Origin of the sequence: Cupriavidus sp. 2TAF22, from assembly GCF_052115045.1 — a bacterium.
In the GTDB taxonomy this organism is placed as follows: Bacteria; Pseudomonadota; Gammaproteobacteria; order Burkholderiales; family Burkholderiaceae; genus Cupriavidus.
In genome coordinates this window covers 1-14905 of the sequence record NZ_JBFRFX010000052.1, presented here as the reverse complement: position 1 = coordinate 14905, position 14905 = coordinate 1, and the positions used below count along the sequence as shown (strand labels likewise).

13 protein-coding genes are annotated in these 14905 nt (G+C 62.7%); 7 read left to right on the top strand and 6 right to left on the bottom strand.

The genetic code is table 11. The features are described from left to right. Positions 1-29 precede the first annotated feature (29 nt). A complete protein-coding gene (locus AB4Z48_RS35480; RefSeq protein ID WP_441622746.1) occupies positions 30-1628 on the top strand; it encodes an ABC transporter substrate-binding protein in 1599 nt (532 codons plus the stop codon). A gap of 90 nt (positions 1629-1718) precedes the next feature. Here the strand turns inward: AB4Z48_RS35480 and AB4Z48_RS35475 are convergent, their stop codons facing one another. Genes AB4Z48_RS35475 through AB4Z48_RS35460 form a run of 4 tightly spaced genes read right to left on the bottom strand, consistent with a single transcriptional unit; the run spans position 1719 to position 5793 of the window. Beyond that, on the bottom strand, positions 1719-3446 hold the full coding sequence (locus AB4Z48_RS35475) for an ABC transporter ATP-binding protein (RefSeq protein ID WP_441622745.1): 1728 nt from the start codon (positions 3444-3446) through the stop codon (positions 1719-1721). 1 nt (position 3447) lies between these two features. Then, positions 3448-4434, bottom strand: a complete 987-nt coding sequence (locus AB4Z48_RS35470) for an ABC transporter permease (protein ID WP_441622743.1) — start codon at positions 4432-4434, stop codon at positions 3448-3450. A 55-nt stretch (positions 4435-4489) separates the two neighbouring features. After that, the gene (locus AB4Z48_RS35465; protein ID WP_441622741.1) at positions 4490-5473 is read right to left on the bottom strand and encodes an ABC transporter permease; all 984 of its coding nucleotides are present in this window, start codon (positions 5471-5473) and stop codon (positions 4490-4492) included. Next, entirely contained in the window at positions 5470-5793 is a 324-nt protein-coding gene (locus tag AB4Z48_RS35460; protein WP_441622740.1) for a hypothetical protein, read from the bottom strand. Before AB4Z48_RS35460 ends, AB4Z48_RS35465 begins: the two co-directional genes overlap by 4 nt. Before the next feature lie 814 nt (positions 5794-6607). Here AB4Z48_RS35460 and AB4Z48_RS35455 point away from each other — a divergent pair. From AB4Z48_RS35455 to AB4Z48_RS35440, 4 genes are all read left to right on the top strand, one after another. Further along, positions 6608-7180: a DUF4337 domain-containing protein gene (locus AB4Z48_RS35455; protein WP_441622738.1), complete on the top strand. Its 573-nt coding sequence runs from the start codon at positions 6608-6610 to the stop codon at positions 7178-7180. Between the two features lie 396 nt (positions 7181-7576). Then, positions 7577-7840 carry a type II toxin-antitoxin system Phd/YefM family antitoxin gene (locus tag AB4Z48_RS35450; RefSeq protein ID WP_441622736.1) on the top strand — a complete coding sequence of 88 codons (264 nt, stop codon included), beginning with the start codon at positions 7577-7579 and terminating at the stop codon, positions 7838-7840. Further along, positions 7837-8106, top strand: coding sequence for a Txe/YoeB family addiction module toxin (locus AB4Z48_RS35445; protein WP_441622734.1), 270 nt, complete (start codon positions 7837-7839; stop codon positions 8104-8106). The genes AB4Z48_RS35450 and AB4Z48_RS35445 overlap by 4 nt, the downstream gene beginning before the upstream one ends. A gap of 545 nt (positions 8107-8651) precedes the next feature. Then, positions 8652-9131: a YbhB/YbcL family Raf kinase inhibitor-like protein gene (locus AB4Z48_RS35440; protein ID WP_441622732.1), complete on the top strand. Its 480-nt coding sequence runs from the start codon at positions 8652-8654 to the stop codon at positions 9129-9131. A 261-nt stretch (positions 9132-9392) separates the two neighbouring features. Here the strand turns inward: AB4Z48_RS35440 and AB4Z48_RS35435 are convergent, their stop codons facing one another. Next, the gene (locus AB4Z48_RS35435; RefSeq protein ID WP_441622792.1) at positions 9393-10385 is read right to left on the bottom strand and encodes a Bug family tripartite tricarboxylate transporter substrate binding protein; all 993 of its coding nucleotides are present in this window, start codon (positions 10383-10385) and stop codon (positions 9393-9395) included. Positions 10386-10590: 205 nt separating this feature from the next. Between AB4Z48_RS35435 and AB4Z48_RS35430 the strand changes: the two genes are divergently transcribed. Both AB4Z48_RS35430 and AB4Z48_RS35425 read left to right on the top strand, forming a co-directional pair. Then, entirely contained in the window at positions 10591-12375 is a 1785-nt protein-coding gene (locus AB4Z48_RS35430; protein ID WP_441622731.1) for an IlvD/Edd family dehydratase, read from the top strand. Positions 12376-12489: 114 nt separating this feature from the next. Next, a complete protein-coding gene (locus AB4Z48_RS35425) occupies positions 12490-13176 on the top strand; it encodes a GntR family transcriptional regulator (RefSeq protein ID WP_441622790.1) in 687 nt (228 codons plus the stop codon). Positions 13177-13302: 126 nt separating this feature from the next. On the opposite strand, the gene AB4Z48_RS35420 is transcribed toward AB4Z48_RS35425, so the two are convergent. Next, positions 13303-14466 (bottom strand): AAA family ATPase, encoded by a 1164-nt coding sequence (locus tag AB4Z48_RS35420; protein ID WP_441622729.1) that lies wholly within the window; start codon positions 14464-14466, stop codon positions 13303-13305. Positions 14467-14905 lie beyond the last annotated feature (439 nt).

Here is a 14905-nt window from a genome sequence, read left to right as displayed (position 1 = left end):
ACCCTTTCCCTGACCCTGTTTTCCACACCATGTTCCTCTCGAACCCATCATTCCCTCTTCGCGGCACCCTCCTCGCCGCGCTGCTTGCCGTGGGCGTTGCCGCCCACGCCGCTCCGCCCAACCACAGCGGCACCCTCACGCTGCTATCGACCAGCGAGCCGACCGCGCTCGTCACCATCGGCAATGTCGCCACGCCCATCCTGAGCGTGAGCGCCAAGGTCACCGAAGGCCTGCTGAAGTACGACTACGACGTCAACCCGCAGCCGCAGCTGGCCACGAAGTGGGCGATCAGCCCCGACGGCCTGAACTACACGTTCACGCTGCGCCACGGCGTGAAATGGCATGACGGCAAGGACTTCACCTCGGCCGACGTCGCCTATTCCATCGAACTGCTGAAGAAGATCCACCCGCGCGGGCGCAACACCTTCGCCAACCTCACGGCCATCGACACGCCCGACAAGTACACCGCCATCCTGCGGCTGTCGAAGCCCGCGCCGTACCTGATCCGTGCGCTCGTCGCGACCGAGACGCCCATCGTGCCCAAGCACATCTACGAGGGATCCGACCCGGCCAGCAACCGGAACAACAACGCGCCCATCGGCACGGGCCCGTTCAAGTTCAAGGAATGGGTGCGCGGCAGCCATATCGTGTACGAGCGCAACCCGGACTACTGGGACAAGCCAAAGCCCTTCGTCGACCAGCTGATCGTGCGTTTCATCACCGACCCTGCCGCCGCTGCCGTGGCCTTCGAGACGGGCACGGTCGACCTGGGCTACCGCACGCCCGTGCCGCTGGCCGACCTGGATCGCCTGAAGAAGGTGCCCTCGCTGCGCTTCGAGACCAAGGGCAACAGCTACTCGTCGAACGTGACGCGGCTGGAGTTCAACCTCGACAACGAATACTTCAAGAACGAGAAGGTGCGCCAGGCCGTCGCCCACGCGGTGGACCGCAACGTGATCGTGAAGGTCGTCAACTACGGCTACGGCCAGGTGAGCTACTCGCCGATCGCGCCCGGCCTCAAGGCCTTCCACGACCCGGCGCGCTCGCCCTACCCCCTCGACGTGAACAAGGCCAATGCATTGCTTGACGAAGCGGGCTACCCGAAGAAGGCGGGCGTGCGGTTCAGCGTGCCGCTGGACTTCAACCCCATCAGCGCCGATGGCCAGCGCCTGGCGGACTACCTGCGCGCGGCGCTGGCGCGCGTGGGCATCGCGGTGACGGTGCGCGCGCAAGACCCGAGCGCTTTCATCAAGCGCATCTACACGGACCGCGACTTCGTCTTCACCACCAATGGCGCGAGCAACCTGTTCGATCCGACCGTGGGCGTGCAGCGGCTGTACTGGTCGAAGAACTTCATCAAGGGCGTGCCCTTCTCCAACGGCACGCACTACCAGAACCCGGTGGTGGACAAGCTGCTGGAGAATGCGGCCGTGGAAAACGACCCGGCCAAGCGCGTGAAGCTCTTCAAGGCGTTCCAGGACACCGTGGCGCGCGACGTGCCCGACCTGAACCTCTACCAGCCGCTGTTCATCACCATCGCCAACCAGCGCGTGCATGACCATTCGCTGACGGCGGATGGCGTGGAGTCGAACCTGGCGGATGTGTGGGTGGACGAGCCGAAGAAGTAGGCGGGAGCGCCGTGGGTGCGCTGGCCGGCTAAGCCAGGGCACCCGGCATCCGTCCGGGATCGGGGTGCATCGCCCGCCGCACCGAGAAGCTCAGGCGGCCTTGCGCTGCTCCGCCCCCGGCACGGCCGCGATCAGGCTGCGCGTGTACGGGTGCCGCGGCTGGTCCCAGATGTCGCGGTGGCTGCCGGTCTCCACGATCTGGCCCTTGTTCATCACCATCACGCGATCGGCGATGTAGCGTACCACCGAGAGGTCGTGCGAGATGAACAGGTACGAGAGCCCGAAGTCTTCCTTCAGCTCCACCAGCAGGTTCAGGATCTGCGCCTGCACCGACACGTCGAGTGCCGACACGGGCTCGTCGAGCACCACCAGCGATGGCCGCAGCACCAGGGCGCGCGCGATGCCGATGCGCTGGCGCTGCCCGCCCGAGAACTCGTTGGGGAAGCGGCGCCCCGCGTCGGCCGGCAGGCCCACGCGCTCCAGGATGGCCGCGATGCGGTTGCGGCGCTCGGCGCGGTCGGCCACGCCGTGCACCTTGAGCACCGCTTCGAGGATATCGAACACGCTGCGCCGCGGATTCAGCGAGGCATACGGATCCTGGAACACCATCTGCACCCGGCGACGCCAGGATTTGAGCGCCTTCTCCGACAGCGACGCGATGTCGGTGCCGTCGAACACGATGCGGCCCGACGTCGGGTTCACGAGGCGCAGCAGCGTGCGCGAGAGTGTCGACTTGCCGCAGCCCGACTCACCCACGAGCCCCACGGTCTCGCCCGCACGGATGTCGAAGGACACGCCGTCCACCGCATGTAGCACGCCGCCGCCGCGCTTCGGGTAATCGGTGCGCAACTCCCGCACGGACAGCAGGGGCTCGCCGGCCGCGGCTGCTGTACGTGCAGGCTCTGAGGCCCTGGGAGCAGGTACGTGCAGCGCGAAGTCGCGCACGCCAGTGACCGGGTCGAGGCGTGTGTGGATCTCCGGCAGGCGCGCATCGGCGTAATGCAACGCACTGCCCGCGTGCAGCGAGGCGCCAAGCAGGCCCCTGGTGTAGGCGTGCGACGGTGCGTCGAACAATGTGGAGGTCGGCGCGTCCTCGACCTTCTCGCCGCCGTACATCACAGCCACGCGATCGGCCCATTGCGCGACCAGGCCCAGGTCGTGCGTGATGAGTAGCAGCGCCATGTCGAGTTCGCGGCGCAGGCCGGCGAGCAGTTCGAGGATCTGTGCCTGGATGGTCACGTCCAGCGCGGTGGTCGGCTCGTCGGCCACCAGCAGGCGCGGCTTGCAGGCCACGGCCATGGCGATCATGACGCGCTGTCGCTGTCCGCCCGACAGGTTGTGCGGATGGTCGTCGATGCGCTGGTGCGGCTCGGGAATGCGCACGAGGTCGAGCAGTTCGATCGCGCGCTTGCGGGCGGCCAGGGCCGAGAGCTTTTCATGCCTGCGCAAGGTCTCCTCGATCTGCGCGCCGATGGTGTGCACCGGATTCAGCGATGTCATCGGCTCCTGGAAGATCATCGCGATCTCCCGGCCGCGCACTTCGCGCAACTGGGCCGCAGACAGCGCAAGGATGTCGCGCCCGTCGAAGTGGATGTTGCCGCGGAGCACCGTACCGGGCGCGAGCAGGCGAAGTAGCGCGAGCGCGGTGGTTGACTTTCCGCAACCGGACTCGCCCACCAGCGCAAGCCTCTCGCCACGCTGCAACGTCAGGTCGAGACCACGAACGGCCCGGATGGGACCGTCCGATCCGTGGAAGAAAACATCGAGGCCGCGCACGTCGAGCAGCGGCGGCTTGGCGGTGGCTTGATCTAGTACCATTTCAGTGGCGCCCCCTCAACCGAGGATTGAACGCATCGTTGAGCCCGTCGCCCACGAGGTTGAGCGCCAGCACCGTCAACACGATGGCCGCACCCGGCAACGCCGTGAGATACCACGCCGTGCGCAGCAGCTGCCGGCCCTGCCCGATCATGCTGCCCCACGACACCGCATTCGGGTCGCCCATGCCGAGGAAGGACAGCGCCGACTCGATGAGGATGGCGCTCGCCACCAGCACCGACGTCGTCACGATCACCGGTGGCAACGCATTGGGCAGCATCTCCTGGAAAATGATGCGGGCATGGCTGAAACCCTGGCTGCGGGCGGCGAGCACGAACTCTGTTTCGCGCAACGCACGGAACTCGGCACGCACCAGCCTCGCGATCACCGGCCACGAAGCCAGGCCGATGGCGAACACGATCATCGGGACCGAGGGCTGGCCGATAGCCACCACCACGATCACGAACAGGAACGACGGCATGGTCTGGAACAGCTCCGTGATGCGCACCAGCACGTCGTCGATGCGGCCACCGAAATAGCCGGCGGTGGCGCCCAGGAGCACGYCGATCACCACGCTCAGCACCGCGGCCACCACGCCCACCGCGAGCGACACGCGCGCACCGTGCGCAATGCCCGCGATGACGTCGCGGCCCAGCGAATCGCTGCCGAGCGGATATGCCGCGTCCCGGCCCGGCCACAGCAGCGGTGGCGCGACCATGTCGAGCGGGTCGCCCGGGTAGAGCAGCGGCGCGACCAGCGCCAGTACGAGCATGAACAGGAGCAGCACCACGCCCGCCACGGCGGCGGGGTTGCGCAGAAAAGCGCGCAGCGCGGCATGGCGGCTGGAGACAGGTCTGGCATCGGCCGCGGCCCTGGCGACTGGGGCGGCAGCGGGTTCAGGACCACGGGCCGCCACGGGCACCGGCGGAAGTGCCGGCGGAAGTGCCGGCGGATGGGCGATCGCGGAATCGGATGGGAAAGGTGTGGACATCGAGAGCTTTGAAAGCCTGGAATTTCGGAAAGAAAGAAGGGGCTGACGGGACCTCTCAGCGCACCTGAATGCGCGGGTCCAGCCATGCCTGCAACAGGTCGACCAGCATGTTGGACACGATGACCAGCAGCGACGACATCAGCAACACGCCAAGCAGCACCGTGTAGTCGCGCCCCGCCACCGAGTCGAAGGCCAGCCGCCCCAGTCCGGGCCAGCTGAACACGGTCTCGACCACCACCGCGCCGCCCAGCAGCGTGCCGAAGTGCATCCCGGCCACCGTGGTGACCGGAATCAGCGCGTTGCGCAGGATGTGGCGCAGGTTGACGGTCCACGGGTGCAGCCCCTTGGCCTGTGCGGTGCGCACGAAGTCCTGACGCGCTACCTCGAGCATCGCGGCGCGCGTGAGCCGGGAGAAGATTGCGATATAGAAGCCCGCCATGGCCAGCGCCGGCAGCACCAGGTGCCGCGCCACGTCGACCACATGGGTCCAGCCCGTGTAGCCCGCGCCGATGCTCTCGCTGCCGCCTGTCGGCAGCCAGCCCAGGTGCACCGAGAACAGCACGATGGCCATCAGGCCCAGCCAGAAGCCCGGCGTGGAATACAGCAGCAGCGCCAGCACGGAAAGCGTGCGGTCCTGCCAGCGGCCCACGCGCGTGGACATCACCGTGCCCGCGGTAATACCGATGGCCAGGGCAAACCCCAGCGCCGAGACCATCAGCAGCAGCGTGTTGCCAAGCCGCGCGCCGATCAGCGACAACACCGGCATGTTGTAGCGTGGCGAAACGCCGAGGCTGAGGTGCGCCAGGTTGTTCAGATAGGCGACCAGTTGCTGGGCCACGGGCAGGTCGAGCCCGAAGTGCGCGCGCAGCTGCGCCATGCTCTCCGCCGTGGCCGAGCCCGACTCTGCCGCCACAACATCGGCGGCGTCACCAGGAATCCATTGCATCAGGATGAAATTGACAAGGATCACACCGATGACGGTCGGCACGGCCTGCCATGCCGTGCGCACCAGCGTGCGACCCGCATTGCGCAGGTTCATGACGCCGCCGCCTCGGTCGGCCTGACAAGGCGGATGCCCAAGTCGCCTTCGCCTTTGCGTTCGACTTGTGCCACCAGGCCGATGCCCCAGTCCAGGTATTGCTGGTAGCCGGCATCGCGCCTGGTCAGGTCGGTGTTCGCGCGTAGGCTGCGGCAGTGGTCGTCATCGCAGGTCAGCGCATCTTGGGCGCCTGTGACCAAAGACGGGTGCGGGGCAACCGTGGTTAGGGCGACAACGCGGAGAAAAGCGTCGATGGCGCGCATTTGAGCGCCGGCAATATCGTTACCCGCGGTTTCCACGGGGAGGCAGGAGAGGCTCATGAGGGGCTGTCTGGGGAGGAATGCAAATCTGACAGACTAAGGCGGTCACCGCGCGCGCCCAACGAACTTTATCGTCTACGCATATCCGGTTTGCTTCGTTGAGCACGCGCGGGCGCGTACTACCTTTGCAGGCCGCGGAATCGAATGGAAGGGACTTCCCCGTCCCGAGGTCGCGGCGGAAGCCACCAGTTGGCACCGAAGTGCCATGATGGCTGCAACACAACCAGAGACGGGGAAGTCCATGACTATCGTTACCGTTGGCATGGGCAATGGCAGTGTGAGGGCAAGGTGCGCACCTGGTGGCACAGCGCGTGGTGGATCTGTCGCCAATGCCGGGCGGGCTGGAGACCAACGGTCGCAATTTCTGCTTGGCGCCCGGGTACAACCGTTATGATCACGGGTGGATTTTTCCGGAGCCTCTAGCCTCGATCCAACCTTTTCAACGAAATACATACGACGCGCCCTTTCGCCTGGTCCATGAGATGCCGGTGGTCAAGAAAACGGGTGATCCGGCCGATAGAACACTGTTGGACAGCTAACGGGTTAAGTAGAACAAGAGGGAGGGATGCAACAGTGGGTAGATGCCAGCGACCATGAGCGGCGCATCCCGGATCTGAGGCACGAAGAGCTAAGCCTTCATTCCGAGATCGCGAACATCGACAGAAAGCTGGTTGGCAGTCCGACCGCCGTCAGTCTCGCGTTGCGGGACGCCCGGAGGCGTGAGTTCGCCGTAGTCGAAGCAAAACTGAACGCCGTTGGCGGAGCGGCAAAATCGCAGACCGCAACGGACAGAAGATAAAAGAACGGAAGAGCAATGTCAGACGGATTCCATGTACACGGTGCCCACGACCACGTGCTTGAGCACGCGGCGGAAGTCGGTCACACCGACGGTTTTTCAGGTCGTATCGCTGTGATGACAGCGATCTTGTCGACGGCCGGGGCAGTTTTCGGCTATCAGGGCGGAGCGACCCAGAACGAAGCGCTTCTTCTGAAGAACGAAGCCGCCATTCACAAGACCGAAGCCGCCAATCAATGGGCCTACTACCAGGCGAAAGGACAGAAGCAGGCCATTGCTGAACTGACCGCACAGCTGCCCGGCGTGGATCAAGCCGCCGCCAAACGGGAAGCGCTGCGCTACGCGTCGGAGAAAGAGCAAGTCCGGCAGAAAGCAGAGGCGCAAGAGCGGGCCGCCAAGGACGCGGACGAGGCCAGTGAGACAGCCGTGCATCATCATCACCGCTGGGCCCAGGCCGTGGTTGCCATTCAGGTTTCTATTGCCTTGGCGGCGATCACGCTGCTCACGCGGCGCCGGTGGTTGCAGGTGGCATCGTACGGGATAGGCGCGGTTGGCGGTGTGCTCGCTGTCCTTTCAATGCTCCACGTCTAGGCAAACATGAAAACGACAAGCAAACAGCTCGGCTGGATTGTCCGCAGCGGAGACTATCTCTGCCCAAAGGGCCATCCCTCTTGGCTCGGGAAGAGCCTGGCATCCCACAGGCACAGGCGCTGAGACCTGAATTCGGGATGCTGGGGATTGATCCGAGCGTTCCAATCGAGCGGCGCGGCTATGTAACAGATATGTGATCCATGGTCATCTTCATGCCGGCTTGACTTCGGTCTGCATATTTTGCGGCTAAGCCGGCGCATTACGCCACGCCGTGCGTTAAGACGAACCGCTGACCAAGCGCGGCGGCACACTCACTGGCGTCCGCAAACTACCCTCCTTCACGCAGACTTGCTATACTTGTACAAGTTCCAGTACGAGTTATCCAAGGAGGGCGGTATGCGCACCATCCATTTCTCCGACGCCCGCAGCAACCTGAAGGCAGTCATGGACCAGGCCATCGACGACCACGACGCTGTCCTCATCACGCGCCGGGACGCGCCGAACGTGGTCATCATGTCGCAAGAGCAGTACGACAGCTGGATGGAAACGATGCACTTGCTCAGCTCGCCGGCTAACGCCGCGCGCCTGCTGCGTTCGATTCAGCAGCACCGCGCTGGCATGGCCGAGAAGCACGACCTGATCGACCCGGCCAGTGAATGACGCGCCAGCTGACCTTTATGCCCGACGCTTGGGAAGACTATGTCTATTGGCAGGGCCAAGACAAGAAAAGGCTCAAGCGCATCAACGCCCTAATCCAAGACGCCCAACGCGAACCGTTCGACGGGCTCGGCAAGCCCGAGCCGCTGAAAGGCAACCTGTCGGGCTACTGGTCGCGGCGCATCGACGACAGCAACCGCCTAGTGTATTTCGCCAACGACGATGAACTGACCATTATCGCTTGTCGGCTTCACTATGGCGACAAGTGAGCCTTAGAGGTTCTGATGCGAACTTCATCGCAGCAGCGACCGACCAATTCCGCCATCGAGAGATTTTGGTCTGCATAATAGTTATCAAATTACAAAGCAAGAAGTGTAATTTAAAGCACCTGCGACAAGGCTTCCCAAGTCGCGCGGGGCTGGATTCCTGGCAGCACCCACTCCGCCAATAAGGCAACGGCTATCGTGCCTTACCGCCTCCTCCTGCGTTGCTGCGTTACGATTATCCGAGCGCCGCTCGCTAAGGGACCCCGTGCTTATTCGAGTGGACGGGATACGCAACGGCGGTATCCGGCCATCCACGGACCGCTCGACCTCGGAAGTGCCCGTTCGCTCAACGCGCGTCGAAGGGCCGCAGTGGGTCGGCTTCGGAAAACTGCACGGTCCCTTGCACAGGGGTTGAATCCGGGCTAGGTTGGAACAGCCGTCATGCGCCGGCGGGGGCAGATATGGTGCGATTTGCACTTCTACCGAGGTTGCTGGCCTTTGCGGCCATGCTGTTCGGACCAGCGCTGCTTGCCCAGCAGAGGCCATCGATGCCGCTCATACTGACATCCCCCGCGTTTGCCCAAGGCGGGGAGATTCCCAATGTGCACACGTGCGAAGGCGCCGATGTGTCACCGCCCCTGGCGTGGTCAGGGTTGCCGCCCTCCACTGCCAGCCTGGCCTTGATTGTCGATGATCCGGATGCGCCAGACCCGGCGTCACCGCAAATGACATGGGTCCATTGGCTCGTGTACAACCTACCTCCGCGGCCCGGCTCGCTTGCACAAGGTATGAGCCGGCATAGCTTGCCGCCCGGCGCTCGCGAAGGTGTCAACGACTGGCACCGTGCCGATTACGGCGGGCCGTGTCCTCCAACTGGCCGGCACCGGTATTTCCACAAGCTATACGCCCTGGACGTCGTGCTGCCAGATCTCGGCAAGCCGGACAAGGCGGCGCTGGAACAGGCGATGCGGGGGCACATACTGGCCCATGCCGAACTCATCGGGACCTACCAGAAGCATGCGCGCTGACGTAGTCGTGCACTCGGTTCGAGCAGCACAGGCAGCGCGAAGCCATCGGTCTACGTCGGTTCATGCCACCGCATGACGACGGGGCATTTCGCCTCTCTTCGGACATCGCACGCTGTGCGAAGACGTCTAGAATTCGAGCGATCCTTGGAAGCGGTCCGGGCTGCACCCATCAAAGATCGACTCTGTCGGCACGAAGATAACGCGGACCGCAACCAAAGCGAAGTAGCAATCCGAACGACATTGATTGCGGAAATCGATTGTTCAGTCGGCCTTGATGTTCGCCTCCTTGATAACCTTGGACCATCGCGCTACTTCCGCGGTGATCTGCGAGCGGGCTTCATCCGGAGTGGTGTAGACGGGAATGACTCCCTGCTCGGTGAGCGCGTTCTTCACCTCTGCCTGCGCCAGGATGTCCTTTAGCGCCGCGCTCAGTTTGTTGGCAATCGGGGCAGGCAGGCCTGCTGGCGCCAGCAGGCCAAACATGGAGCTGACTTCAAACCCTGACAGGCCAGCTTCACTTGCCGTGGGCACGTCCGGCAAGACCCGTTGAGGCGTAGCCGAAGCCAAGGCACGCAGACGGCCGCCCTTGATAAACGACTGGGTGGCGGGCAATGTGTCGAAGACGACGTCCACCTGGCCGCCCATCAAATCGTTCAGTGCCGGGCTGCTTCCCTTGTACGGAACATGAGTGAGATCGACACCAGCCTGGCGCTTGAATAGCTCGGCTGCAAGATGCTGCGGCGACCCGTTACCCGAAGATCCATAGTTCATGCCGCCAGGCTTGGCTTTCGCCGCGGCGATGAACTCGGCAAGAGTCTTCCCCTTGAATGCCGGCCCCACAGTGACCACGAGTGGCACGCGTCCAAGCACTGCGATAGGCGCAAAGCTCTTATCCATCGTGAACCCTGCTGTAGATGGCAGCAAGACGCTGTTGATGGAGTGACTCGTCAGGGCGCCGAGCAGCAGCGTGTAGCCGTCCGGCCTTTCCTTGGCGACGTAAGCCGCACCAAGGTTGCCCGCCGCGCCAACCCGATTTTCGACGACGACTGGCCGGCCTAAGGACATCGAGAGCTTTTGACCTATGACCCGCGCAATCACGTCGGTCGCGCCGCCAGGCGTGTACGGCACGACGAGCTTGATAGGCTTGTCCGGGTAATCCGCTCTTGCAAGAGCAGGAAACAGCATATTTCCACCAATGACAACGGCTGCTATGAGTAGGCGTCGGCGCCGCGCGCCAAGGTAACCGAATGACAGATTCACGGAGTGTCTCCTTCCATGTGGGTCGTGTGATTAGTTGTGCCTGGCCGCCCGCCAGGAACTAGGTCCGAACTCTAGACAATCAGATTATTAATAATATAGGTGATATCACTAGCAACAATTTTCGAGGGGCTGGGCTATCCTTACGACCTACGTAGCAGCAAGGTGCGACGTTTCTGTCCCAGTACTCAGCAGGAAACTCATGTCCAACGAAGACCAAACCCCCAAAGGCGCTACTCCGCGCCATGACATCGCACCCGAAGCCGCGGCCACGGGCATCTCAAAGGGCCTTACCAACTACGGGGACCGCGGGTTTTCGCTGTTCCTGCGCAAGGCGTTTATCAAGGGGGCGGGTTACACGGATTCGGCGCTGGATCGCCCGGTCATTGGCATCGTCAACACCGGGAGCGCTTACAACCCGTGCCACGGCAATGCACCCCAGCTCATCGAGGCCGTGAAGCGCGGCATCATGCTGGCGGGCGGTCTGCCCATGGATTTCCCGACGATCTCGATCCACGAGAGCTTTTCGGCGCCGACAAGCATGTATCTGCGCAACCTCATGTCGATGGACACTGAGGAGATGATTCGCGCGCAGCCGATGGACGCCGTGGTGCTCATCGGAGGTTGCGACAAGACGGTTCCGGCCCAGCTTATGGGCGCCGCGTCCGCGGGAATTCCGGCTATCCAGCTGATTACTGGCTCCATGCTGACCGGCTCGCACCGTAGCGAGCGCGTCGGTGCCTGCACGGACTGCCGCCGCTATTGGGGCAAGTTCCGCGCAGAAGAAATCGATTCGGAAGAAATCGCGGACGTGAACAACCAACTGGTGGCCAGCGTGGGCACGTGCTCGGTGATGGGTACGGCCAGCACCATGGCTTGTATCGCCGAAGCGCTGGGTATGACGGTGCCTGGCGGTGCCTCACCCCCCGCAGTGACTGCTGACCGCATCCGCGTGGCGGAGCAGACCGGCGCCGAGGCTGTTCGCATTGCGAAGGAACGCCTCACCATCGACAAGATTCTCACTCCCGCCGCCTTCGAAAATGCCATGCGCGTCTTGCTGGCAATTGGCGGCTCGACCAACGGTATCGTTCACTTGGCCGCAATTGCGGGTCGTCTGGGCTATGACATCGACCTCGCTGGTCTGGATCGCATGGGCCGTGACACCCCGGTGCTGCTGGACCTGAAGCCGTCGGGTGACCACTACATGGAGGACTTCCATCACGCTGGCGGTATGGCAACCCTGCTGCGCGAACTGAAGCCTCTTCTGAACCTGGACGCCATGACGGTCACCGGCCGTACTCTGGGAGAGGAAATCGAGCGCTCCGGCCCCGGCTTCGCCCAGAACGTCGTCCGCTCTCGCGAAAATCCCATCTACCCGCAGGGCGGTATCGCCGTACTGAACGGCAACCTTGCCCCGGGTGGCTCCATTATTAAGCAGTCCGCGGCCCATCCGAAGCTTATGGAGCACGAAGGGCGCGCTGTGGTGTTTGAGAACGCCGAAGATCTGGTTAACCGTATCGACAGTGACGACCTCGATGTCACGGCCGACGACATCCTGGTGCTGAAGAACATCGGCCCGAAGGGCGCGCCCGGCATGCCTGAGGCCGGCTACATTCCAATCCCGCGCAAGCTTGCTCGCGCAGGTGTAAAGGACATCGTCCGCATCTCGGACGGCCGCATGAGTGGAACAGCCTTCGGCACCATTGTTCTGCACGTAACGCCGGAGGCTGCAGTCGGCGGGCCGCTAGCGCATGTTCGGAATGGCGACCGCATCAGCCTGTCAGTCTCGCGCCGTGAACTGAAGCTTCATGTCAGTGATGAGGAACTGAAGCGTCGGGCCGAGGAAAAGCCTGTGGTCGTACCGACGGCGGACCGCGGTTACCGCAAGCTCTTCCTCACGACGGTCAACCAGGCAGACCAGGGGGTCGACTTCGACTTCCTGCGCGCTGTGGAGAATCGCGGCAAGGTGCCTGGCAAGGGCGAATAGGGCTCAGGAGCCAAGGGCTCGGGAAAATAGTTCACAATGACAGCTTTCATTCCGAATCGTACAACCGCACCGGGCTCGCCCGCCGGTGCGGCTAGCCCGATGCCCAGCTCCGAGATGCTCTCCGCCGCTTTTGACGATAGCGCCAAATCCGATTTCGCCCAGCCAGATTCTTTGAGCGACATGGTCGCGACGCTTGAAGAAGACATCGTCTTCGGCCGGCTGCATCCTCGAGAGAGATTGGTCGAAGACGAGCTGATGGAGAGATTTGCCGTCAAGCGTCACGTTGTCCGGGACGCCCTCGCTGCCTTGGACCGCATGGGCTTGATTGAACGCCGCAAGAATATTGGCGCCCTGGTTCGGTCGTTCTCAGTTCAGGAAGTGAAGGAACTGTACGAAGTCCGAACCATGCTCGAGACTGAGGCAGCCAGGCGAATTGATCTGGAAATCGTTCCGTCACGCATCGACCACCTCATTGCCATTCAGCGGCAACACGACGCGGCTGTCGCAGCTGGCGACGCGCGCACCGTCTTCCGAGTGAACCTTGCCTTCCACCGCGAACTCTTTGCCCTGTGCAGCAACAACACACTGCAGAAGGCGATCTCTGAGTTCGCGCGGCAGACACACCCCATCCGCTTTGCCTCGCTTGTTTCGGCTGAGTACAGAGAACGGGCCCGCAAAGAACACTGGCTGATGATAGAAGCGCTTAAGGAGGGCGATATCGACACGCTCGTCACTCTTTGTGCTGGCCACCTTCTCCCATCCCGTGACGCATACCTGGAAGCGCAGCAGTACCGGCGGTAATCCAGCTTCTCGGCTCAATTCCTAACAAGTATTGATATGCCGCGCTGGGGCGCGGCTCGTGATCCTGCACGCATTTAGCGGCCGACCCTCCTATTGGCCGGACAGCGCTTGGCGTTGCGGACAGAACTAGATCTTGCCTTCGAGGGACTTCCGCTCGCGCCAGATCTCCTGGACAAAGGGGTCGGTGACGCCGTAGATACCATGTCCCTTACGCATGATCAGGTTGGTCGCCAGTAGTTCATTGATGACTGGCTGAACCTCTTCCACCTTGACCTCACGTCCGACGGCTTTAGAGTAGCTTGCCGCTGCCTCTCCAGAGAACAGGCCTCGGGCGTCGCCCTCTGTCGAGGCGATCCGATCAAAGACGGCTGTCGGGACGCTGCCAAGCTGCTCCAGTTTCATGATCTCGATGTCCGCGGCGGCCGACCGTAGCGTGTTGGCGATCACCGGCAAGTGCTCATCTGGGTTGGCCCCAGCCGGTAGGTGAAAGTGTAGTTGCCTCAGAGCCTTGATCATTTCTTCCGGGCGGTTGCCGAGCGCCTGAAATGCCTTCACAGCGACGTCGGATGACGGCAGTGACGAGAATCCCTCCGTAGCCAGGCGATCAAGCAGGTACGCGACGTATTCCTGGTCCAGGACCGGATACGCAACTGACGTGGCACCAGCGAAGGCCTGATTGCGTCGCGCCGTCAACTCGCTGACCAAGGCTCGATGCGACCCCGTCCCGACGAACAGGAAGTAGCCGGGCGTATCCGGACGGAGGTTGATGGCCTCGCGCGCCGCTTTCAGGGCAAACAACAACTGATTGCCCTCATCGGAGGTGATGGCGTGCTGCACCTCATCAACGATCAGCACTAAATCGGTCTTCGCCTGGTCGACTACTTCCGTCAGCGCCTGGGCGAGCGTTGCTCCGCCGGGCTGGCCCAGGCTGTCGAGCTTAAAGCCAAACTTGAAGCCGAACGCCCCGACATCCGCCCCAGTGAGGCGCCGCAGCTTTCTGGTTGCCGATGCAGGTGCGGTCTCAAGGTCCTTGAGCGCCTTCTTGACCGCCTCCAGAATCAGCGCCGCCGGGCTTCGCTGAGTGTCGCTCCAGAGGTCGACGTAGATCACGATCGCCCCGCCATTCTCTAGAGCAGGGATGAGGTCGTTCTGCAGGAACGTGGTTTTTCCTGTGCGCCGCAAGCCGGACAGGAAGAGCCCTGACCGCAGCCCCTCATCCAGGACACCAGGATTGAGGAGTTGCCTGGCCATCTGTTCCGCAAGCTGCGGGCGCCTGTAAATGTTCGTCATGGGGCATTTATGGCAAATTATTTGTACGGAATAATTATAGTCCACGAATAATTATCGGTAAAACGATGGCCAAAATGCGCTCATTAGCGCGCAAACCCCCACTTCCCTGCACACTCGCAGATCGACTTGCTGGCGGGCCAGCGCCGGCCACGTTTCCGTCTGTCAGACCACAAGCGGCCAGTGACCAATCTTCTTCCRCCAGCCGTCGCAATATTCAGATATTTTGAATAACTATGACAGTGATGGGCCACTTTCCGCGGTCTGACGCTGGTTATAGTTCTGCACATGGACAGCGCAACAAGGCAACGAAGCAAGCCAGGCGCTACCGGATAAAACTCAAAATCATTGAATCACCTTAATTGGAGAACATCGTGTCGAACGCCAAACTGCAAGTCCTGACCCCGCGCAACAGCCAGCTGATCGTCATCGACCACCAGCC

Bases quoted from the DNA above. Each gene is read 5' to 3' on its own strand.
- AB4Z48_RS35425 (WP_441622790.1), top strand. From the start codon at position 12,490: ATGCTCTCCGCCGCTTTTGACGATAGCGCCAAATCCGATTTCGCCCAG.
- AB4Z48_RS35460 (WP_441622740.1), bottom strand. From the start codon at position 5,793: ATGAGCCTCTCCTGCCTCCCCGTGGAAACCGCGGGTAACGATATTGCC.
- AB4Z48_RS35480 (WP_441622746.1), top strand. From the start codon at position 30: ATGTTCCTCTCGAACCCATCATTCCCTCTTCGCGGCACCCTCCTCGCC.
- AB4Z48_RS35420 (WP_441622729.1), bottom strand. From the start codon at position 14,466: ATGACGAACATTTACAGGCGCCCGCAGCTTGCGGAACAGATGGCCAGG.
- AB4Z48_RS35445 (WP_441622734.1), top strand. From the start codon at position 7,837: ATGACGCGCCAGCTGACCTTTATGCCCGACGCTTGGGAAGACTATGTC.
- AB4Z48_RS35455 (WP_441622738.1), top strand. From the start codon at position 6,608: ATGTCAGACGGATTCCATGTACACGGTGCCCACGACCACGTGCTTGAG.
- AB4Z48_RS35475 (WP_441622745.1), bottom strand. From the start codon at position 3,446: ATGGTACTAGATCAAGCCACCGCCAAGCCGCCGCTGCTCGACGTGCGC.
- AB4Z48_RS35465 (WP_441622741.1), bottom strand. From the start codon at position 5,473: ATGAACCTGCGCAATGCGGGTCGCACGCTGGTGCGCACGGCATGGCAG.
- AB4Z48_RS35430 (WP_441622731.1), top strand. From the start codon at position 10,591: ATGTCCAACGAAGACCAAACCCCCAAAGGCGCTACTCCGCGCCATGAC.
- AB4Z48_RS35440 (WP_441622732.1), top strand. From the start codon at position 8,652: ATGCCGCTCATACTGACATCCCCCGCGTTTGCCCAAGGCGGGGAGATT.
- AB4Z48_RS35450 (WP_441622736.1), top strand. From the start codon at position 7,577: ATGCGCACCATCCATTTCTCCGACGCCCGCAGCAACCTGAAGGCAGTC.